The following is a 19348-nucleotide window of genomic DNA, read 5'->3' as shown; positions in this document are numbered from 1 at the left end:
CTCGATTTTTATAAATCCATCCAGATTCGGATACTTCGTAATGAAAACTGGTAAAGAACTGAAACCCGGTACCGTCCTGCGGATCGACAACGACCCGTGGCTGGTTCAAAAAGCTGAGTTCACCAAGTCGGGCCGTAACAGCGCGATCATGAAGACCAAGCTGAAGAACCTGCTGACCGGCTACAAGACCGAAACCGTATACGGTGCGGACGACAAGCTGGACGACGTGATCCTGGATCGCAAAGAAGCGACCCTGTCGTTCATCAGCGGTGACTCGTACACCTTCATGGACACCACCGACTACACCATGTACGAACTGAACGCCGAAGACATCGACGCCGTTCTGCCGTACATCGAAGAAGGCATGGAAGACATCTGCGAAGCCGTGTTCTTTGAAGGCCGCCTGGTATCGGTTGAACTGCCGACCACCATCAGCCGTCAGGTTGTCTACACCGAGAACGCTGCTCGCGGCGACACCTCGGGCAAGGTCATGAAGCCTGCCAAACTGAAGAACGGTACCGAGATCCAGGTTGCCGACTTCATCCAGATCGACGAGTGGATCGACATCGACACTCGCGACAACAGCTTCAAAGGCCGCTCCAAGAAGTAATTCTTCTTGTGAAACGCAAAAACCCGGCCTTGGCCGGGTTTTTTTGTGCCTGTGATTTACACGGTCACATGCAGGCGTACATCCACATTGCCGCGGGTAGCGTTGGAGTACGGGCACACCTTGTGCGCTTTTTCCACCAACCCTTCGGCATCGGCCTGGGCCAGGCCCGGCAGGTTGATGTGCAGGTCGATGTCCAGGCCGAAACCACCCGGGATCTGGCCGATGCCCACGTTGGCGGTGATCGATGCATCGGCCGGCAGGGCTTTTTTCTCTTGCCCGGCTACAAATTTGAGGGCGCCAATGAAGCAGGCCGAGTAACCGGCGGCGAACATCTGCTCGGGGTTGGTGCCGTCACCTCCGGCGCCGCCCAGTTCCTTGGGGGTGCTCAGGCTGACGACCAGCTTACCGTCGCTGGACTTGGATTTGCCGTCGCGCCCACCGGTGGAGGTAGCTTCTGCGATGTACAGCGGAGTGACCTTTTGCATCTTGAGCCTCGCTAATGTGCTATGCGCTTCCTGTTCGGGGGAGGGCGCGGGTTGGTGTTGGATTTAAATTAGCGCGCAATTAGTTTGTGCGCAAGATAAATCGTCACCGCTCATCCGAACGGCCATTGCACAGCATAGCTTTCAGAGGTTTTTCTGCAGGTTCTCGCGCAAGTTCAGCAGGTCGGCCTGCAGTTGTTGCAGCTGCGCCAGGCTGTACCCACTGGCCTTGAGGATGCACTGAGGCACCTCTTTGGCCTGTTGTTGCAGGGCACGGCCCTTGTCGGTCAGTTGCACCATCACCACCCGTTCGTCCTCGCGGCTGCGGTTGCGTTGCAGCAGGCCCTCGCTTTCAAGGCGCTTGAGCAGCGGGGTCAGCGAGCCCGGGTCGGTGAGCAGGTGCTGGCTGATCTCGCCCACGGTCAGGCCGTCGCGCTCCCACAGCACGAGCATGGCCAGGTACTGTGGGTAGGTCAGGCCCAAGGCCTGCAGCAGCGGTTTGTAGACCTTGGTCATCAGCAACGAGGTGGAGTGCAGGGCAAAGCAGACCTGGTTGTCCAGCAGCAGCTCGTCACAGGAGGCTTGGGTGTTGGCGTTCATGCAGGTCCTTGAAGGCAATAATGGGGAATTCTGGCTCGCTGATCATTAGTGCGCGCATTACTCGCGCAGTTCACTGCGCAAGGCCAGGTCCCAGGGGGGAACCGGGCTGAAGCGACTCTTGAGAAATTCGAGCAGCAAACGGCTGCGAGAGTTCGTTTTGTGTTCCAGGCGTAGCGCATAAATACCGCTGGTTTCGGCTTCGGGCAGGCCGCCACCGCAAAACAGCGGGACCAGTTCGCCGCGCAAAAGGTATTCGCTGATCAGCCAGGTGGGCAGGTGGGCAACACCTAGGCCGGCGAGGGCGCCGAACAGCAGGGTTTCTGCATTGTTGGCGGCCATGCGCATGCGCGCCGGGCGGTACAGGCGGGTTTGCCCGGCTACGGTGAAGCGCCAGGCGAACGGCGGTGCCAGGCCGTCCCAGTCCAGGCCGTCGTGCCCGGGCAGTTCGCTGGGGCAGGTAGGGATGCCTCGGCTGGCCAGATAAGCCGGGCTGGCGCAGGCGATGCGTACCATGTAGGCCAGCGGCGTAGCGACCAGGCGGGTGTCGGCCAGGGGGCCGGCACGCAGTACCAGGTCGACCTCGCCCAGGTGGCTGCCATGCAGGTCGACGAAGCTGTCGATCAGGCGCAACTGCACGTCCAGGCCAGGGTAGGCCACCAGGAAGTCGGCGATGGCCGGTGCAAGATGGCGGCGGCCGAACGCGGCGGGGGCGTCGATACGGATCAGCCCTTCCGGGGCGTTGCTCAGCGATACTGCTTCGGCCCGGGCCAGGCGCAGCTCCTCGATGATGCGCCTGGCCCGTTCGGCAAACGCATTGCCCGCAGGGGTGGCGCGCACGGCGTGGGTGCTGCGGCTGAACAGACGGCTGCCCACGGCGGTTTCCAGGTTGTCGATGCGTCGGGCCACCGCAGACGGGGTCAGCGGATGGCGGCGGGCAGCGGCTGAAAAACTGCCGGTCTCCAGCACATCGAGGAACAGGCTCAGCTGGTCGGTGAGGGCATCGGGGCTCATGGTTGCCTTGCTTCTGCGAAATGCGCACAGCCATTGTGCGCTGCTGTGCGTTTCCCTGCCAGCCCGCAATCGTTAGCATGCTCGCAATATCTATACAGGCGGATGAGGCCCTGATGATCGAGTGGTTGTTGTATATCGTGTTGGGCGCTGCCCTTGGCACCATGGGGGGCCTGTTCGGCATTGGCGGCGGGCTGATCGCCATTCCGGCGCTGGGCGTGCTGTTCGGCCTGGACCAGCAACTGGCGCAGGGTACGGCGCTGGTGATGGTGGTACCGAACGTGCTGCTGGCGCTGTGGCGGTATCACCAGCGCAACCGCATTGAGCTGCGCCATGCCGTGCCGCTGTCGGCGTGCAGCTTCCTGTTTGCCTGGCTGGGGTCGATCTGGGCAGTGGGGCTGGATGCGCATTCCATGCGCCTGGGTTTTGTCGGCTTTCTGGTAGCGCTGGCGGTGTGGAACGTGGCGCGGATGTTCATGAAAGTGTCGCCGCCGAGTGCCGAACTGCGCTATGCCTGGCCGTGGCTGGGCGTGCTGGGCAGCTTTGCCGGCACCATGGGCGGGTTGTTCGGTGTCGGCGGGGCGGTGGTGGCGACGCCGATCTTGACCAGTGTGTTTGGCACCACCCAGGTGGTGGCGCAGGGGTTGTCGCTGGCGCTGGCGGCGCCGAGCACCTTGGTCACGCTGGTGACCTATGGCGTGCACCATAGTGTTGATTGGGGCGTGGGGATTCCACTGGCGGTGGGCGGCTTGCTCAGCATCAGTTGGGGGGTGAAGTTGGCCCATGCGCTGCCCGAGAAGGTATTGCGGGCGATGTTCTGTGTGTTTTTGGTGGTGTGTGCGGTGATGCTCGGGTTTGAACTTTGAGATTGTGGGGCCGCAAAACGGCCCCAAATTACTTGAACCCTTCGACGATGTAATCGGCCATGCAGTCGGTGATGGGGGACTGGGTCTTGGTGTTGCGCAACAGCATTACATTGGCCATGGGCAGCTGCGGCAACCCGTCCTGTTCGCCCAGGATGCGGATGTTCCCGCCAATCAGGCTCTGCAATTGCGCCGTTACCGCCAAGCCCGCCGTGACAATGGCAAAGATCGCCGCCAGGCTGGGGCTGGTATAGGCGATGCGGTAGTCGATGCCCTGCGCTTCCAGTGCGTTGCACGTCCAGGCTCGGCAGAAGCAGTCGGTATTGAACAGCGCCACAGGCATCGGCCGCTGCTCTTGCGGGCAAAAGCCTTCGGCGGCGGCCCACACCAGGCGTTCCTGGCGCAGCAACTGGCCAACCTCGTTGCCCGGCTCGCGCGTGACGATGGTCAGGTCCAGGTCCTGGCGCAGCATCAGCTGTTTGGACGAGTCGCAATGCACTTCCACCTGCACCAGCGGGTAGGCCTGGGCAAAGCTCGACAGAATGGTCGGCAAAAAGCGCATGGCGTAGTCGTCTGGCGTGCCGATGCGCACCATCCCGACCATGTGCGGCATGCGCAAGGTATTGAACACCTCGCCATGCAGCTTGAGGATGCGCCGGGCATAGCCCAACAGCACCTGGCCTTCGGCGGTGAGCCTGACCTGGCGGCCGTCACGCTCGAACAGCTGGCGCTGCAGAATGTCTTCTTCCAGGCGTTTCATCTGCATGCTCACCGCCGACTGGGTGCGGTTGACCACTTCGCCAGCGCGGGTGAAACCGCCTTGCTCGGCGATGGCGACGAAGGTGCGCAGCACGTCTGCATCGAGGCTCTGGTACTGGGACATTGCATCAATCTCCGAGATGCATGGCATCAGAAACATTCGTTGGATTGATCTTAAGCCCGGCGCGAGACTGAGGCCATCCAACACGGAGGGCTTCACGATGAAAGGTCATGTCAGCAGCATCCAGCAACCTGCCTTCTCCCTGCACCACCTGTGGCATGCGGTCCTGCAGCGGCCGGTGCGCTGGCTGGAGTTGTACCGCCAGCGGCGAGAACTGGCCGCCCTCAGCGATGCTACCTTGCATGACCTGGGGCTGAGCCGGGCCGATATCCAGCAAGAGGCCGAGCGGCACTTTTGGGATGATCCGCTGCGGAAATAGGCTAACGTTGTCGGTGGATTTGCCGGACTCTTCGCGGGCAAGCCCGCTCCCACAGGTACTGCACAATACTTGAGAGTTGTGCGGTGCTTGTGGGAGCGGGCTTGCCCGCGAAGAGGCCCGTATGACTTGCTTCGATTAGCGCCGCACCTGCTTGAGGGTTTCGGCAATCAGAAACGCCAGCTCCAGCGACTGATCGGCATTCATCCGTGGGTCGCAATGGGTGTGATACCGGTCAGACAACGCATCTTCAGTGATCGGCCGGGCGCCGCCGATGCATTCGGTGACGTTCTGCCCGGTCATCTCGATATGAATGCCGCCGGCATGGCTGCCCTCGGCCTGGTGTACCTGGAAGAACTGCTTCACTTCATCCAGGATCTGCGCAAAGTCGCGGGTCTTGTAGCCGGTGCTGGCCTTGATGGTGTTGCCGTGCATCGGGTCCGAGCTCCACAGCACCTTTCGCCCTTCGCGTTCGACGGTGCGGATCAGCCCCGGCAGGTGGTCGCCAACCTTGCTCGCGCCCATGCGCACGATCAGGTTCAGGCGCCCGGGGTCGTTGGCCGGGTTGAGCGTGTCGATCAGGCGGATCAGCTCTTCAGGGTTCATGCTGGGGCCGACCTTGACCCCGACCGGGTTGTGCACCCCTCGCAGGAACTCCACATGGGCACCGTCCAGTTGACGGGTGCGGTCGCCGATCCACAGCATGTGCGCCGAGCAGTCGTAGTAGTCGCCGGTCAGGCTGTCCTGGCGCACAAAGGCTTCTTCATAGTTCAGCAGCAGTGCTTCGTGGGCCGTGAAGAAGCTGGTTTCACGCAGTTGTGGCGCGCTGTCCAGGCCACAGGCGCGCATGAACGCCAGGGTTTCGTCGATGCGGTTGGCCAGCTGGTGGTACTTGTCGGCCAGCGCCGAGTTGGCAATGAAGTCCAGGTTCCACTTGTGCACCTGGTGCAGGTCGGCAAAGCCACCCTGGGCAAAGGCGCGCAGCAGGTTGAGGCTGGCGGTGGCCTGGTGGTAGGCCTGCAGCAGGCGATCCGGGTCGGGGATGCGGCTTTTGGCATCGAAACCAATGCCGTTGACGATGTCGCCACGGTAGGCGGGCAGGGTGATATCGCCGATGGTTTCATCGCCCGAGGAGCGCGGCTTGGCAAACTGGCCGGCCATGCGGCCAACCTTGACCACCGGGCAGCCGGCGGCAAAGGTCATCACGATCGCCATTTGCAGCAGCACCTTGAAGGTGTCGCGGATTTTCGCCGCCGAGAACTCGGCGAAGCTCTCGGCGCAGTCGCCCCCCTGCAGCAGGAAGGCGCGCCCTTCGGTCACCTCGGCAAACTGGCGGCGCAGCTCGCGTGCCTCGCCCGCGAATACCAGCGGCGGATAGCTGGCCAGGGTTTGTTCAACCTTCAGCAAGTGCGCGGCGTCGGGGTAGGTCGGTTGCTGCTGGATCGGCAGGGCGCGCCAGCTGTCAGGGCTCCACGGTTGGTTCATCTCGGGCTCGGTCTTGTCGGTTGTAGGCTATGGGCCATGGTAACAGTTGGCACTGCGCTTGTTGCATCGAGGGTGTTGACGGACAATGCGCGTTTTTACGCGGGCGGGTGGTAAGCATGACGGCGGAACGGGAAGAGCGGCTACTGGCACGGGTCGAGGACGCGTTTGGCGTCATCAGCGTGTACGAAGTAGACGACTACCGCTTTCTGGAATTCGGCGATGCCATTGAGCAAAGCTGCGTGTTCACGGCCGACCCGAGTTGGCTGGAGTACGACTACACCCGCGCCATGCTGGTGGGGGCGCTGTGCCACGAACAGCCCGAGAGCGCGCTATTTCTTGGCCTGGGTGCCGGCACGCTGACCCAGGCCTGCATGAAGTTCCTGCCGCTGGAAGACATCGAAGCCATCGAACTGCGCCCGGACGTGCCGCGCCTGGCCATGGAGTACCTGGGGCTGGATGACGACCCTCGGCTGTATGTGCGCATCGGCGATGCCCTGGCGTTGCTGCCCACGGCGGAGAAGGCCGACCTGCTGTTCGTCGACCTGTACACCGACCACGGGCCGGGCGTGGGGCACCTGGCGTGGAACTTCCTGGAGAACTGCCAGCAGCAGCTGAACCCGGGCGGTTGGCTGGTGATCAACCAGTGGGCCACCGATGATGGCAAGCCGCTGGGTGCGGCGTTGCTGCGTGGGTTGTACCATCGGCATTACTGGGAGCTGCCGGTGAAGGAGGGCAATGTGATCTTGCTGGTGCCGGCGGATCTGGAACAATCGCTGGACCTGGAAGGGTTGCGGACGCGTGCCGAGGCGCTTGCACCGCGGTTGGGGTATAGCCTTGAGGGGTTGATCCGCGAGATTCGGCCGGCTACCTGACTGCGTCAGTCTTCAGGGAAATAACGATTCAGCTCCAGCTAACTGATGGCCCGACAATGGCCTTTCACTGCGAAAATATTCCTCACGTCCCTGCACGATTTCGGGTATAGTACGCGCCGGTCTTTTAGCGGACCTCAAAATCAGGTGGTGCAAATCCTCCGAGTCCAGCTTCGGCTGCACGTCCGCTAGGCGGACCTTCCCACGTTTTCTTTTTCAATCGTTTTCGCAAATCCCCGCCGCCAAAGCTGCCTGGGTGACCTGACGGTCTTTCAAGGCATGTGCAGCTTTGGAGCATGGGTCTTTGCGGATGCACCTAGAGGCAGACCCATGACCCAGGAAACCGGCGGCTTCGCCGCTCTCGATCTTAATCCGAATATTGTTGCTGCCGTTCTGGCGACCGGCTACGAAGAGCCGTCCGCCATTCAGCAACAATCGATCCCGATCATCCTCGCCGGTCACGACATGATCGGCCAGGCGCAGACGGGCACCGGCAAGACCGCTGCCTTCGCCCTGCCGATCCTCAACAAGATCGATGTGAGCAAGCGCGAACCGCAAGCCCTGATCCTGGCGCCAACCCGTGAGTTGGCGCTGCAAGTTGCTACCGCTTTCGAAACCTACGCCAAGCAGATGCCAGGCGTGAACGTGGTTGCCGTGTACGGTGGTGCCCCGATGGGCCCACAGCTGCGTGCAATCCGCAACGGCGCGCAAATCGTGGTGGCCACCCCAGGCCGCCTGTGCGACCACCTGCGTCGTGACGAAAAAGTCCTGTCGACCGTGCAGTACCTGGTACTGGACGAAGCCGACGAGATGCTGAAGCTGGGCTTCATGGACGACCTCGAAGTGATCTTCGACGCAATCCCGGCTACCCGTCAGACCGTGCTGTTCTCCGCAACCCTGCCTTCGTCGATCCGTTCGATCGCCGAGCGCCACCTGCGTGAGCCCAAGCACGTCAAGATCCAGAGCAAGACCCAGACCGTTACCGCGATCGAGCAGGCCCACCTGATGGTCCACGCCGACCAGAAGATACCGGCTGTGCTGCGTCTGCTGGAAGTGGAAGAGTTCGACGCGCTGATCGCCTTCGTGCGCACCAAGCAAGCCACCCTGGACCTGGCCGCCGCGCTGGAAGCCAAGGGCTACAAGGCTGCCGCGCTGAACGGCGACATCGCCCAGAACCAGCGTGAGCGCGTGATCGACTCGCTCAAGGATGGCCGCCTGGACATCGTCGTCGCCACCGACGTCGCTGCACGTGGTCTGGACGTACCGCGCATCACTCACGTATTCAACGTTGACATGCCGTACGACCCGGAGTCCTACGTACACCGTATCGGCCGTACCGGCCGTGCTGGTCGCGATGGCCGCGCGCTGCTGCTGGTCACCCCGCGTGAGCGGCGCATGCTGCAGGTGATCGAGCGTGTGACCGGTCAGAAGGTAGCCGAAGCCCGCCTGCCGAATGCCCAGGCCGTGCTGGATGCCCGCATCAAGAAGCTGACTTCGAGCCTGGCGCCGCTGGTAGCCGAAGCCGAAGCCACCCACGGCGACCTGTTTGACCGCCTGACCACCGACCTGGGTTGCAGTGCCCGTGCCCTGGCTTCGGCCCTGCTGCGCAAGGCCACCAATGGCCAGGCGCTGGACCTGGCGGCGGTAGAGCGTGAGCAGCCGCTGGTGCCTAGTTTTGCTCCGCGTGGCGAGCGTACCGAGCGCGGTGAGCGTGGCGAGCGCCCAGATCGTGGCGACCGTGAGCGCCGTGCGCCAATGCCGTTGGCCGAAGGCCGTGTGCGTTGCCGTACTGCCCTGGGTGCCCGTGACGGCATCGCTGCCAAGAACCTGCTGGGTGCGATCCTCAACGAAGGTGGCCTGGCCCGTGACGCCATCGGTCGTATTCAGGTGCGCGACAGCTTCAGCCTGGTCGAGCTGCCGGAAGATGGCCTGGAGAAGCTGTTGTCCAAGCTCAAGGACACCCGCGTGGCTGGCAAGCAGCTGAAGCTGCGTCGCTACCGCGAGGATTGATCCTGGCGCAATGAAAAAATCCCCGGCCTTGGCTGGGGATTTTTTTTGCCTGTGTCGGCCCTTTCGCGGGTTTACCCGCGAAGAGGCCCGTCAGTCAAACCGATAAATGTCCATTCCCAGCGCGCCTAGGGTAAACCCCTGATGCACCACCCCGAACTTGCTCCCAGCCCCAAGGGCAAAGAACAGCGGCAGCAAATGCTCATCACTGGGATGGTTGCGCACCGCATGCGGCGCCTGCTGCCGGTAATCCAACAGCGCCGCCTGGTCATCTGCCTGCAACCGCTCCACCACCCAGTCCCTGAATGCCAGTGCCCAAGGCTCGATCACATCCGGCCCGGCGTGCCAGTCCAGCTCGCCCAGGTTATGGGTGATGCTGCCCGAGCCAATCAGCAGAATACCTTCGCCACGCAGCCCCGCCAGCGCCTGGCCTACCTTCACCTGCAGCGCCGGCCCCATGCGGCTGGGCAGCGATACCTGCACCACCGGAATGCTCGCATCCGGGTACATCAGCGACAACGGCACCCAGGCGCCGTGGTCGAATGGCCGTTGCGCATCCAGCCGGGCCGGCAGGCCGGCTTTCGTGAGCCGTTCGCTTACCTTGGCAGCCAGCGCAGGCTCGCCCGGCGCCGGGTACTGCACGGCGTACAACGCCGGTGGGAAGCCGTAGAAGTCATGCCAGGTTTCGGGTTGCGCGCTGCTGGTCACCAGCAGTTCACGGCTTTCCCAGTGCGCCGACACCACCACGATGGCCTTCGGCCTTGGCAGGCTATTGGCCAGCCCGGCCAGGGCCGGCCCGCTGGCACCTGGGTGCAGGGCGAGCATGGGGGAACCATGGGAGATGAACAGGCTGGGCAGCATGGCGAGGTCCTGAAGGTTAAGATGCACTCATCTTCGATCAGAAACTGATCGATTTCCATCGCAAGTTTTACGCGTTTTCTATCGGTTTACTCGATAAACAAGGAGCAACCATGGAGCCAGCGTTCTGGCACAAACGGTGGGCCGACAACCAGATCGGCTTTCACCAGGGGCAGGTCAATCCTTACCTGCAAGCGCACTGGCCAGCAGTGGGCCTGGCGCCAGGCAGCCGCGTGCTGGTGCCGCTGTGCGGCAAAAGCCTGGACCTAGCCTGGCTGGCGGGGCAGGGGTATCGCGTGTTGGGCGTGGAGCTGTCGCGGCGGGCGGTGGAGGATTTCTTCCGTGAGCACGGGCTTGAACCCGAGGTGCGTCAGCAAGGCGCATTCGAGGTATGGCGCCAGGGTGACGTCGAGCTGTGGTGTGGCGATTTCTTCGCGTTGCGTGCACAGGACATTGGCGACTGCATGGGGCTTTATGATCGGGCGGCGCTGATTGCGCTGCCGCCGCAGATGCGTGTGAAGTACGTGGAGGCTTTGTCCGCATCGCTGCCGGTGAGCTGTCGGGGGCTGCTGGTGACGCTGGATTATGACCAGGCGCTGCTGGACGGGCCGCCGTTTTCGGTGGGGGATGAAGAGGTGCGGCAGGGGTTGGCCGGGTGGCAGGTGGAAGAGCTTGAGGTTGCGGAGCTTATTCAGGAAAGCCCGAAGTTTTTGCAGGCTGGGGCATCCAGCCTTTTGGAGCGGGTGTACCGCATAATCCGCTGACAGATGTGTAGCCTTCGCCGGCCCGCGAAGAGGTCGGTACAGGCATACACAAAAAAGGGCGACCGAAGTCGCCCTTTTTGCATTACCCGTTGGATCAACCGCGGCGGCGCAGGGCCTCAATACGGTCTTCCAGCGGCGGGTGGCTCATCAGCAGCCCGGCAAGGCCGTGCTTCAGGCCGCCGTTGATGCCGAAGGCCTTCATGGTGTCAGGCATATGCACCGGCAGGCCTTGCTCCACGCGCAGGCGCTGCAGGGCGCCGATCATGGCGGAAGTACCGGCCAGTTGCGCACCGGCTTCGTCGGCGCGGTATTCGCGGCGGCGCGAGAACCACATCACGATCATGCTGGCCAGGATACCCAGGATCAGCTCGGCAACGATGGTCGCCACGTAGTAGGCAATGCCCTGGCCTTCTTCGTTCTTGAAGATGACCTTGTCGACGAAGTTGCCGATGATGCGCGCGAAGAACATCACGAAGGTGTTCACCACGCCCTGCACCAGCGCCAGGGTGACCATGTCGCCGTTGGCCACGTGGCCGATCTCGTGGGCCAGCACTGCCCGCACTTCATCGGGCGAGAAGCGCTCCAGCAGGCCCTGGGACACGGCCACCAGCGCGTCGTTGCGGTTCCAGCCGGTGGCGAAGGCGTTGGCCTCGTATGCCGGGAAGATACCCACCTCGGGCATTTTGATGCCGGCTTCACGGGACAGCTCTTCGACCGTTTGCAGCAGCCACTGCTCGTGGCGGGTGCGCGGCTGGCTGATGATCTGGGTGCCGGTGGTCATCTTCGCCATCCACTTGGAGATGAACAGCGAGACCAAGGAGCCGGCAAAGCCGAACACGGCGCAGAACACCAGCAGGCTGCTGAGGTTCAGGTCGACCCCGTTGGCCGCCATGAACCCGTTGAAACCGAACAGGCTCAGGGTAATGCTTGCAACCAGCACCACCGCGAGGTTGGTGGCCACAAACAACAGAATGCGCATCATGGTTGTTACGTTCTCCTGACGGATGAATTGTCGCTTACTGCGGGGTATATAAGGGGCCTGCCGCGCCGATTCAATCGGGCGACTATTTCAAACTGTGTACTGCGGAGTATGGCAGAGGATGGCGCGGGGGCTGTGGGATAGAGCGTTGCAGGATGTAAGAAAAGGTGCAAGCCTTCGGATATGTGTTGGCGTTGGGATCGAGCGCCGCCCGCGCGGCGCATCGCGAGCTGCGCTCGCTCCTACGTTTGTTTCGGGCCAGTAACGCCTGTGACAGGCGCGCGCGACCGCCTGGTGTGAACGACGCGATATAGCGCCATGCGCCAAGGCGTACGCGAGCAAATCCCACAGGCATAATTGGCCCGAAACAAACGTAGGAGCGAGCGCAGCTCGCGATGCGCCGCGCGGGCGGCGCTCAATCTCCGCGCCACCCCAACAATCCCGTCGAACCCTACTGCGAATAAGTCCGCAGGAAATTGCCGATCCGGCCAATCGCCGCTTCCAGGTCATCCACCCGCGGCAAGGTCACCACGCGGAAGTGGTCCGGCCACGGCCAGTTGAACGCCGTACCCTGCACGATCAGCAGCTTTTCCGACAGCAGCAGGTCAAGCGCGAACTTCTCGTCGTTGAGAATCGGGCACACTTTCGGGTCGATACGCGGGAACGCATACAGCGCACCCATCGGCTTCACGCAACTCACGCCGGGGATGTCGTTGAGCAGTTCATAGGTGCGGTTGCGCTGTTCCAGCAAACGGCCTGGCGGCAGCACCAGGTCGTTGATGCTCTGGTAACCGCCCAGCGCGGTCTGGATGGCATGCTGGGCCGGCACGTTGGCGCACAGGCGCATGTTGGCCAGCATGTCGATGCCTTCGATGTAGCTTTGCGCGTGATGCTTGGGCCCGGAGATGATCAGCCAGCCGGAACGGAAGCCCGCCACCCGGTACGATTTGGACAGGCCGTTGAAGGTCAGGCACAGCAGGTCGGGGGCCAGCGAGGCGGTGCTGATGTGCACGGCTTCGTCGTACAGGATCTTGTCGTAGATCTCGTCGGAGAACACCACCAGGTTGTGCTGGCGGGCCAGCTCCAGCATGCCCTGCAGCAGCGCTTTGGAGTACACCGCGCCGGTCGGGTTGTTCGGGTTGATGATCACCAGGGCCTTGGTGTTCGGGGTGATCTTGGCCTTGATGTCTTCAAGGTCGGGGAACCAGTCGGCCTGCTCGTCGCACAGGTAGTGCACCGGCTTGCCGCCGGCCAGGCTCACAGCGGCGGTCCATAGCGGGTAGTCGGGGGCGGGGATCAGCACTTCGTCGCCGTTGTTCAACAGCGCCTGCATCGACATGACGATCAGCTCGGACACGCCGTTACCGAGGTAGATGTCCTCGATGGTGACGCCTTCGATTTCCTTTTGCTGGCAGTACTGCATTACCGCCTTGCGCGCGCTGAACAGGCCCTTGGAGTCGCTGTAGCCTTGCGCGGTGGGCAGGTTGCGGATGACATCCTGGAGGATTTCATCCGGCGCCTCGAAGCCAAACGGCGCCGGGTTGCCGATGTTCAGCTTGAGGATGCGGTGGCCTTCCTCTTCCAGGCGTTTGGCGTGCTTGAGCACTGGGCCGCGAATGTCGTAGCAGACATTGGCGAGCTTGTTCGATTTGCTGAACTGCATGATGGGATCCCGATATGAGAAAACACGCCACCCACGCCGAAAGGTTTGAAACGGCAGGAAGCGGGTGCCAGACTGAACGCCTGGCACACGAAGCCAACTAATATACGTGCCACCCGCGCCCCGGAAAAGACGGTGTGGGGTGAAATTCAGCCTGCCGAGGTTCCTGCATGAAAAAGATCGAAAAAACCCTGGATGAATGGCGGTCGATGCTCGACCCCGAGCAGTACCGGGTATGCCGCCTCAAGGGCACCGAGCGGCCGTTCAGCGGCAAGTACAACAGCGAGCGCCGCGGTGGTATCTACCATTGCATCTGCTGCGGCCTGGCGTTGTTCGATGCGCAGACCAAGTTCGATTCCGGCTGCGGCTGGCCAAGCTTTTATGCACCGATCGAGGACAGCGCGATGATCGAGATCCGTGACACCTCCCACGGCATGATCCGCACCGAAGTTACCTGCGCCCGCTGCGACGCGCACCTGGGCCATGTGTTCCCCGACGGCCCGCCACCGACCGGCCTGCGCTACTGCATCAACTCGGTGTGCATCGACTTGCGCCCACGCGACTGACCGGAGCCCGACCATGGCTGGATCGATGCTGGACATCCCCTGCGTAACCCTGGGCGGCGAGCACAAGAAGCTTGGCGACTTCCCGGGCAAGGCGCTGCTGGTGGTCAATACCGCCAGCCAGTGCGGCTTTACCTCGCAGTACAAGGGCCTTGAGCAACTGTGGCAGGCCTACCGCGCGCGCGGCCTGGTGGTGTTGGGCTTTCCGTGCAATCAGTTCGGCAAGCAGGAGCCGGGCGATGCACGGGACATTGCGCAGTTCTGCGAGCGCAACTTCGGCGTGAGCTTTCCGCTGTTTCGCAAGATCGAGGTCAACGGCCCGGGCGCCCACCCGCTGTTCGTCGAGCTCAAACAACGCGCCCCGGGCATTCTGGGTAGCCAGAAGATCAAGTGGAATTTCACCAAGTTTCTGGTCGACCCCGCCAGCGGCCAGGTCACGCGTTACGCGCCCACCACCAAGCCGCAGGCCCTGGAAGCGGATATCGAGCGTTTGCTCAGCCGTTGAAGGGCACCCAGTGGTCGACCAGGGCCAGTAGCTCTTCACGGCGGAACGGCTTGGCCAGGTAGTCGCTCATGCCCGCCGCCCGGCAGCGTTCGCGCTCTTCGGGCATGGCGTTGGCGGTGAGCGCAACGATAGGCAGGTGTGGCCAGCGGCCGCTCTGGCGGATGCGCCGGCTGGCTTCATAGCCGTCCATGACCGGCATGTTGCAGTCCATCAGTACCAGGTCGAATTCACCTTGCTCCAGCATTTCCAGGGCCTCGGCGCCCTGGGTGGCCAGCTGCACCTGGCAGCCGAGCTTGGCCAGCATGCCTTGGGCCACGAGCTGATTCACCGGGTTGTCTTCTACCAGCAAAATCCGCGCTCGCCCTTGCTCCAGGCTAATGGCCGGGGTGGCCAGTGGGTGCTCGGGCTCATGGCCTTGCAAGGTGCGGCGCAGCGTCTGGTACAGGGCGTTACGTGCCAAAGGCCGGGCCAGTTGATGCAAGGGCGCCAAGGCCAGCGACTGCTCGTTGGGCAGGAAGTTGCCGTAGGCGGTTACCAGCAGAATCGGCGTTTTCAGTGCCGGGCGCAGTTCGAACAGGTGGTCCACGTCGTCGGTGATCAGCAGGTCGATCGCTGTGGTGTCCAGCGTGGCGCTGCTGTCATGGCGCTGGTAGGCCAGGCCCCAGGCGGGCAGCAGGTTCTGCAACAGCTCATTAAGCCCGCTACCGGCTGCACTCAGCGCGGCTACCCGGCCATGCAGCGGTGTCGGCGGGATGGCTTCGGTGTGCACCGGCAATGGCAGCTCGGCCGTGAAGCAGCTGCCGAAGCCTGGCTCGGAGCGAATGTGCAGGTGACCTTGCATGGCCTTGCACAGGTTGCGTGTGAGCGACAGGCCCAGGCCGGTGCCACCGTACTGGCGGGTGATGCCGGCACCGGCCTGGGTGAATGGCTGGAAGATCCGCGCTTGGGCTTCTTCGGGGATGCCAATGCCGGTATCACGTACCTCCAGGCGCACGCCGCCGACGATCGTCACCAGGCGTATGTCGACACGGCCGAAGCGGGTGAACTTGAGCGCGTTGGACAGCAGGTTGCTGACGATCTGCCGTACCCGCGTGGGGTCGCCGAGCACGCTGCTGGGGAAGTCGCGGGCGATCAGGCAGGTCAGCTCTACGCTTTGCGAGGTGTTCTGCGACAGCAGGTTGGCGGTGTCTTCCACCATCGAGCCCATGTCGAACGCAATGCGCTCCAGCTCCAGCTGGCCGGCATCGAACTTGGACAGGTCGAGGATATCGTTCAGCAGTTCCACCAGCACCTTGCCCGAGTCGTGGGCAATCGCCAGTTGCTGGCGTTGCTCGCTGGGCGACGGGTTGTCCAGCGCCAGGGCGATCATGCCGAGCATGCCGTTGAGCGGGGTGCGGATTTCGTGGCTCATGTTGGCCAGGAAGGCGGCGCGCGCCTGGGCCATGTCCAGCGCGCGGCTGCGGGCCTGTTCCAGCTCCTGGTTGGACAGGCTCAGGCTACTGTTGCTGGCTTTCAGCTCGTTGGTGCGTGCCGAGACGATGTCTTCCAGCTCGTTCAGGTACTGGGTCAGGCGGTTTTCTGCGGTGCGCCGTTGTTCGATCTCGGTGGCCATGCTGACGAACTGCTGGTTGGCGACCTTCACCAGCACGCCGATTTCGTCGTGTTCGTGCCCGTGTGGGCATTCAAGGCGGGTTTGCCGGGGGTTGCGCGGGTCGCTGCCGCTGAGTGCGCCGATCACCGTCACCAGTGGCTTGGTCAGCATCATGTAGAACAACGCCAGCAGGATGCCGGTCAGCACCAGGCTGCGGGCAAAGCCGTTGAGCAGGGTGATGCCGGCGCGGTCAAGGAAGCGGCTGCCGAAGGCGTAGGTGTCGACGTCCAGGTACAGGGTGCCGAGGTATTCCTCGGGCATGTGGGTAAGGTACAGGCGCTCCTTGAACTGGCGCTGTTCACCGAACAGAAAGTCGCTCAGTGGCCGGTAGCGGTCCTCCAGCCTGGGCCGCTCGACGTCGGCGAGCACCGTTTCGTTGTTGTCGATCAACCGCGCGCGGATGATGGCCGGCGATTGCAGCAGGCCACGGGTCAGCTCCAGCGCCAGTTCCGCGTCGATGTTGTAGGCGATGCGCGAGGCCGGGTTGTGGCTGATTTGCAGCAACGCGCGCACTTCGCGGTTGATGGACGCGTCTTCGCTGGCATAATCGATGCCGATCTGGATGAGACTGAGCAATGTTCCCAGGATGAAGCCGACCAGGACTGTCAACCGGGCTTGCTTGTATGACAGGCGATTGGTGAACTTGATATCCATGAGTCCCGAGCCGGTTTCACGTCCCTTGCGCTGCGCAAGCATAGCCGAATAGCCCCGGCAGCTGGCGGGCCTGTCACACATTCAGCTGGAAATCTCACCTGTCTTGTTAGGAGTCGTCATGGACGCTCGCTTGATTGCTTTCCTGGACCGCGCCGAATCGGTACTGGCGCGCCTCGATCCCCTGTTGCCGGCACAGCGCCCGAACATCGACTGGGGCGTCACCCTGGCCGCCCGCTGGCAGCGCGATGGCCGCAGTGGTTACCTGCTGCCGCTGGACGTCAGCCTGGATATCCGCCTGACCGACCTGATCGGTGTCGACAAACAGCGCGACCAGCTGGGCCGCAACACCCACCAGTTCATCAACGGCCTGCCGGCCAACCACGCATTGCTGTGGGGCTCGCGCGGTACTGGCAAGTCGTCGCTGGTACGTGCCTTGCTGGCCGAACATGCCGACGCCGGCCTGCGCCTGATAGAAATCGAACGCGACCACCTGGCGGACCTGCCACGGGTGGTCGAGCAGCTGCAGAAGCTGCCGCAACGCTTCATCCTGTTCTGCGACGACCTATCGTTCGAAGCGGGGGAGGGCGACTACCGGGTGCTGAAAAGCGTGCTTGACGGCTCGCTGGAGCAGGCTCCGGACAACGTGCTGCTGTACGCCACCTCCAATCGCCGCCACCTGGTGCCGGAGAAAGAGAGCGACAACGAGAACTGGAAGCGCGTGGACGGCGAGCTGCACCCCAGCGAAGCCGTGGAAGACAAAATCGCCTTGTCTGACCGCTTTGGCCTGTGGCTGTCGTTCTACCCGTTTACCCAAGACCACTTCCTGAATGTGGTCGAACACTGGATCGGCCAGCTGGCGCGCCCTGCGGGGCTTGCGTGGCAGCGTACAGAAGAACTCGACATCCTCGCCGTGCGCTGGGCCACCGGCCGCGGTAACCGTAATGGCCGTTGTGCCTATCAGTTCGCCCGCTACTGGGTCGGGCTGCAATTGCTGGAGCAAAAGTAAATGATCGACCTCAATGCCAGTGGCGCCGGCCTCGACGGCTACAACCTGCTGGCGGCGCAAGTGCAGGCGCTGTTTGCCGACGAGCGTGACTTCATCGCCAATGCCGCGCAGTTTTCGGCGTTTCTGTACAACCAGGTGGACGACCTGAACTGGGCGGGGTTCTACCTCAATCGCAACGAAGAGCTGGTGCTGGGGCCGTTCCAGGGCCAGGTGGCGTGCGTGCGCATACCGTTCAGCAAGGGCGTGTGCGGGGCGGCGGCAGCCACCCGGCAAACCCAGCGGGTGGAAGATGTGCATGCGTTCCCTGGGCACATTGCCTGTGACAGCGCGTCCAACAGCGAGCTGGTGATCCCGTTGGTGAAAGAAGGCAGGTTGATCGGGGTGCTGGACCTGGACAGCCCGAAGGTTGGGCGTTTCAGTGAAGCGGATCAGGCGGGGTTGGAGCGGTTGGCGGCGATCTTTCTGGAGCTGACAGACTGCTGACTATTGTGCTGTCTGTGCTGGCCTCTTCGCGGGCATGCCCGCGAAGAGGCCAGCACAGGTTAACGCATCAGTCGTACATCACCTTCTTCTTCCAGGTCTCTTCCTCATCGGTCTTGAGCCCGTCTGTCAGTGCGTTGTGCTCATCCTCCGCCGGTGCCATGCGGTCCAGCACCTGGGCGTTGGCCCGGGCCAGCAGCTTTTCCAGGTACGTCAGCTGCTCTTCATACACCTTCGGCTCCGGCTGCTTGCGCAGGTATTGCACGCCACGCTCGAACGCCAGGCGCGCTTGGCCCGGCTGGTTCTTTTGCAGGGCCTGTTGGCCAAGGTTGTTGAAGAACTCGATATGCAACAGCACCAGGATATGGCGGATTTCCTTGACCCAGTGCTTGGCCTCGGGTGCTGGCAAGAAGCCTTCCTGGGCGGCGCGGGTTACCTGGTTGTGCATCGCCTCCAGCAAGAAGCGCACGTCCTTGGCCTTGACCTCGGTGTGGATCGGGTTGGGCGGGTTGTTCACCGGTATCTTGTCGCCCTGGGCAATCAACCCCTCCAGTTCGGCGATGCGCGCCTTCAGCTCGGGGTTGTGCTTGTCCACCGCCAGCTGGCGCTGGTTGAGGTTCAGCTCCAGGCGGGCCAGCAGCAATTTGAGGGCCGGGGTCATGAACTGCCCGGGGAAGGTCTCGGTGATTTCGCCACAGCGGCGCAGGCGGTCGGCCAGCTCGATCCTTGTCCGGACGCGTTCGATCTTGCCGTTCTCGACCACATTGTTGAGGTAGCCGATCACGATCAGCAACGCGATGCCCGCCACGATGAGCAGGGTGATCAGAAGTGGTGTCACCGTTAATGCCTCATTGAAGAAGAATTACAGCTTTGAGTGTAGTGAGTTCGCCGGAGGACGAACAGCGGCTATATGCCGACACTGGCTTCTCTCTATATCGACAACCCGCCCCGCATCTGCACCTTCCTCCAGCCGGAAGTCATTGATTTAAATAAATTTCTACAAAGGGGTTGACGCACCTCTGAACCATCCCTAGAATGCGCGCCACTTGCAGCGTAAAGCACACAGCGAAACGCGGCAGGGAGTGAAAGCAGGCAGTAATGCCAGCAG

The 19348-nt window shown here is 62.7% G+C and carries 19 protein-coding genes and 1 pseudogene; 10 read left to right on the top strand and 10 right to left on the bottom strand.

What is annotated here, in order from left to right; all coding sequences use genetic code 11:
- Window positions 1-40 precede the first annotated feature (40 nt).
- Complete coding sequence (gene efp / locus ACF8MI_RS17070) at window positions 41-610, top strand: elongation factor P (RefSeq protein WP_012271109.1); 570 nt, start codon at window positions 41-43, stop codon at window positions 608-610.
- A 56-nt stretch (window positions 611-666) separates the two neighbouring features.
- Here efp and ACF8MI_RS17065 read toward each other — a convergent pair whose 3' ends face one another.
- The 3 genes from ACF8MI_RS17065 to ACF8MI_RS17055 all read right to left on the bottom strand — a co-directional run bounded on the left by ACF8MI_RS17065 (window position 667) and on the right by ACF8MI_RS17055 (window position 2703).
- Window positions 667-1095 carry an organic hydroperoxide resistance protein gene (locus ACF8MI_RS17065; protein ID WP_060498711.1) on the bottom strand — a complete coding sequence of 143 codons (429 nt, stop codon included), beginning with the start codon at window positions 1093-1095 and terminating at the stop codon, window positions 667-669.
- Between the two features lie 141 nt (window positions 1096-1236).
- Entirely contained in the window at window positions 1237-1692 is a 456-nt protein-coding gene (locus tag ACF8MI_RS17060) for a MarR family winged helix-turn-helix transcriptional regulator (protein WP_060498712.1), read from the bottom strand.
- Between the two features lie 57 nt (window positions 1693-1749).
- Window positions 1750-2703, bottom strand: a complete 954-nt coding sequence (locus tag ACF8MI_RS17055; protein ID WP_060498713.1) for a LysR family transcriptional regulator — start codon at window positions 2701-2703, stop codon at window positions 1750-1752.
- Between the two features lie 113 nt (window positions 2704-2816).
- Here ACF8MI_RS17055 and ACF8MI_RS17050 point away from each other — a divergent pair, with 113 nt between their 5' ends.
- On the top strand, window positions 2817-3566 hold the full coding sequence (locus ACF8MI_RS17050) for a sulfite exporter TauE/SafE family protein (RefSeq protein ID WP_041166652.1): 750 nt from the start codon (window positions 2817-2819) through the stop codon (window positions 3564-3566).
- A 28-nt stretch (window positions 3567-3594) separates the two neighbouring features.
- On the opposite strand, the gene ACF8MI_RS17045 is transcribed toward ACF8MI_RS17050, so the two are convergent.
- Window positions 3595-4446, bottom strand: a complete 852-nt coding sequence (locus tag ACF8MI_RS17045; RefSeq protein WP_200929174.1) for a LysR substrate-binding domain-containing protein — start codon at window positions 4444-4446, stop codon at window positions 3595-3597.
- A 97-nt stretch (window positions 4447-4543) separates the two neighbouring features.
- Between ACF8MI_RS17045 and ACF8MI_RS17040 the strand changes: the two genes are divergently transcribed.
- The gene (locus ACF8MI_RS17040; protein WP_060498714.1) at window positions 4544-4762 is read left to right on the top strand and encodes a DUF1127 domain-containing protein; all 219 of its coding nucleotides are present in this window, start codon (window positions 4544-4546) and stop codon (window positions 4760-4762) included.
- Window positions 4763-4897: 135 nt separating this feature from the next.
- Here the strand turns inward: ACF8MI_RS17040 and ACF8MI_RS17035 are convergent, their stop codons facing one another.
- Window positions 4898-6244: a class II 3-deoxy-7-phosphoheptulonate synthase gene (locus ACF8MI_RS17035; protein ID WP_060498715.1), complete on the bottom strand. Its 1347-nt coding sequence runs from the start codon at window positions 6242-6244 to the stop codon at window positions 4898-4900.
- A 116-nt stretch (window positions 6245-6360) separates the two neighbouring features.
- Between ACF8MI_RS17035 and ACF8MI_RS17030 the strand changes: the two genes are divergently transcribed.
- On the top strand, window positions 6361-7116 hold the full coding sequence (locus ACF8MI_RS17030; RefSeq protein ID WP_104835354.1) for a spermidine synthase: 756 nt from the start codon (window positions 6361-6363) through the stop codon (window positions 7114-7116).
- A 293-nt stretch (window positions 7117-7409) separates the two neighbouring features.
- Window positions 7410-9123 (top strand): annotated as a pseudogene (locus ACF8MI_RS17025) (DEAD/DEAH box helicase).
- A gap of 90 nt (window positions 9124-9213) precedes the next feature.
- Here ACF8MI_RS17025 and ACF8MI_RS17020 read toward each other — a convergent pair.
- Window positions 9214-9981 (bottom strand): class III extradiol ring-cleavage dioxygenase, encoded by a 768-nt coding sequence (locus ACF8MI_RS17020; RefSeq protein ID WP_104835353.1) that lies wholly within the window; start codon window positions 9979-9981, stop codon window positions 9214-9216.
- 110 nt (window positions 9982-10091) lie between these two features.
- Here ACF8MI_RS17020 and ACF8MI_RS17015 point away from each other — a divergent pair, with 110 nt between their 5' ends.
- Window positions 10092-10742, top strand: coding sequence for a thiopurine S-methyltransferase (locus ACF8MI_RS17015; RefSeq protein ID WP_060498718.1), 651 nt, complete (start codon window positions 10092-10094; stop codon window positions 10740-10742).
- A gap of 94 nt (window positions 10743-10836) precedes the next feature.
- Here the strand turns inward: ACF8MI_RS17015 and htpX are convergent, their stop codons facing one another.
- Together htpX and ACF8MI_RS17005 are read right to left on the bottom strand one after the other, a co-directional pair.
- Entirely contained in the window at window positions 10837-11724 is an 888-nt protein-coding gene (htpX, locus tag ACF8MI_RS17010; RefSeq protein ID WP_016500929.1) for a protease HtpX, read from the bottom strand.
- Window positions 11725-12172: 448 nt separating this feature from the next.
- A complete protein-coding gene (locus ACF8MI_RS17005) occupies window positions 12173-13384 on the bottom strand; it encodes a pyridoxal phosphate-dependent aminotransferase (RefSeq protein WP_019099440.1) in 1212 nt (403 codons plus the stop codon).
- 167 nt (window positions 13385-13551) lie between these two features.
- Here ACF8MI_RS17005 and msrB point away from each other — a divergent pair, with 167 nt between their 5' ends.
- Together msrB and ACF8MI_RS16995 are read left to right on the top strand one after the other, a co-directional pair.
- Complete coding sequence (gene msrB, locus ACF8MI_RS17000) at window positions 13552-13947, top strand: peptide-methionine (R)-S-oxide reductase MsrB (RefSeq protein WP_060498721.1); 396 nt, start codon at window positions 13552-13554, stop codon at window positions 13945-13947.
- 13 nt (window positions 13948-13960) lie between these two features.
- Window positions 13961-14449, top strand: coding sequence for a glutathione peroxidase (locus ACF8MI_RS16995; protein ID WP_200929175.1), 489 nt, complete (start codon window positions 13961-13963; stop codon window positions 14447-14449).
- Here the strand turns inward: ACF8MI_RS16995 and ACF8MI_RS16990 are convergent.
- On the bottom strand, window positions 14439-16796 hold the full coding sequence (locus tag ACF8MI_RS16990; RefSeq protein WP_200929176.1) for an ATP-binding protein: 2358 nt from the start codon (window positions 16794-16796) through the stop codon (window positions 14439-14441). The two genes, ACF8MI_RS16995 and ACF8MI_RS16990, sit on opposite strands and share 11 nt — an antisense overlap.
- Before the next feature lie 76 nt (window positions 16797-16872).
- Here ACF8MI_RS16990 and ACF8MI_RS16985 point away from each other — a divergent pair, with 76 nt between their 5' ends.
- Both ACF8MI_RS16985 and ACF8MI_RS16980 read left to right on the top strand, forming a co-directional pair.
- On the top strand, window positions 16873-17760 hold the full coding sequence (locus ACF8MI_RS16985) for an ATP-binding protein (protein WP_200929177.1): 888 nt from the start codon (window positions 16873-16875) through the stop codon (window positions 17758-17760).
- Window positions 17761-18243, top strand: coding sequence for a GAF domain-containing protein (locus tag ACF8MI_RS16980; RefSeq protein ID WP_060498725.1), 483 nt, complete (start codon window positions 17761-17763; stop codon window positions 18241-18243). It abuts the gene before it with no gap.
- A gap of 67 nt (window positions 18244-18310) precedes the next feature.
- Here ACF8MI_RS16980 and ACF8MI_RS16975 read toward each other — a convergent pair whose 3' ends face one another.
- Window positions 18311-19078: a hypothetical protein gene (locus ACF8MI_RS16975; RefSeq protein ID WP_104835351.1), complete on the bottom strand. Its 768-nt coding sequence runs from the start codon at window positions 19076-19078 to the stop codon at window positions 18311-18313.
- Between the last annotated feature and the right edge of the window lie 270 nt (window positions 19079-19348).

The sequence above is a fragment of the Pseudomonas sp. yb_9 genome (genome assembly GCF_043103635.1).
Lineage (GTDB): Bacteria > Pseudomonadota > Gammaproteobacteria > Pseudomonadales > Pseudomonadaceae > Aquipseudomonas > Aquipseudomonas monteilii.
The sequence above is the reverse complement of the archived record's forward strand: the minus strand, read 5'-3'. Positions and strand labels throughout refer to the sequence as shown.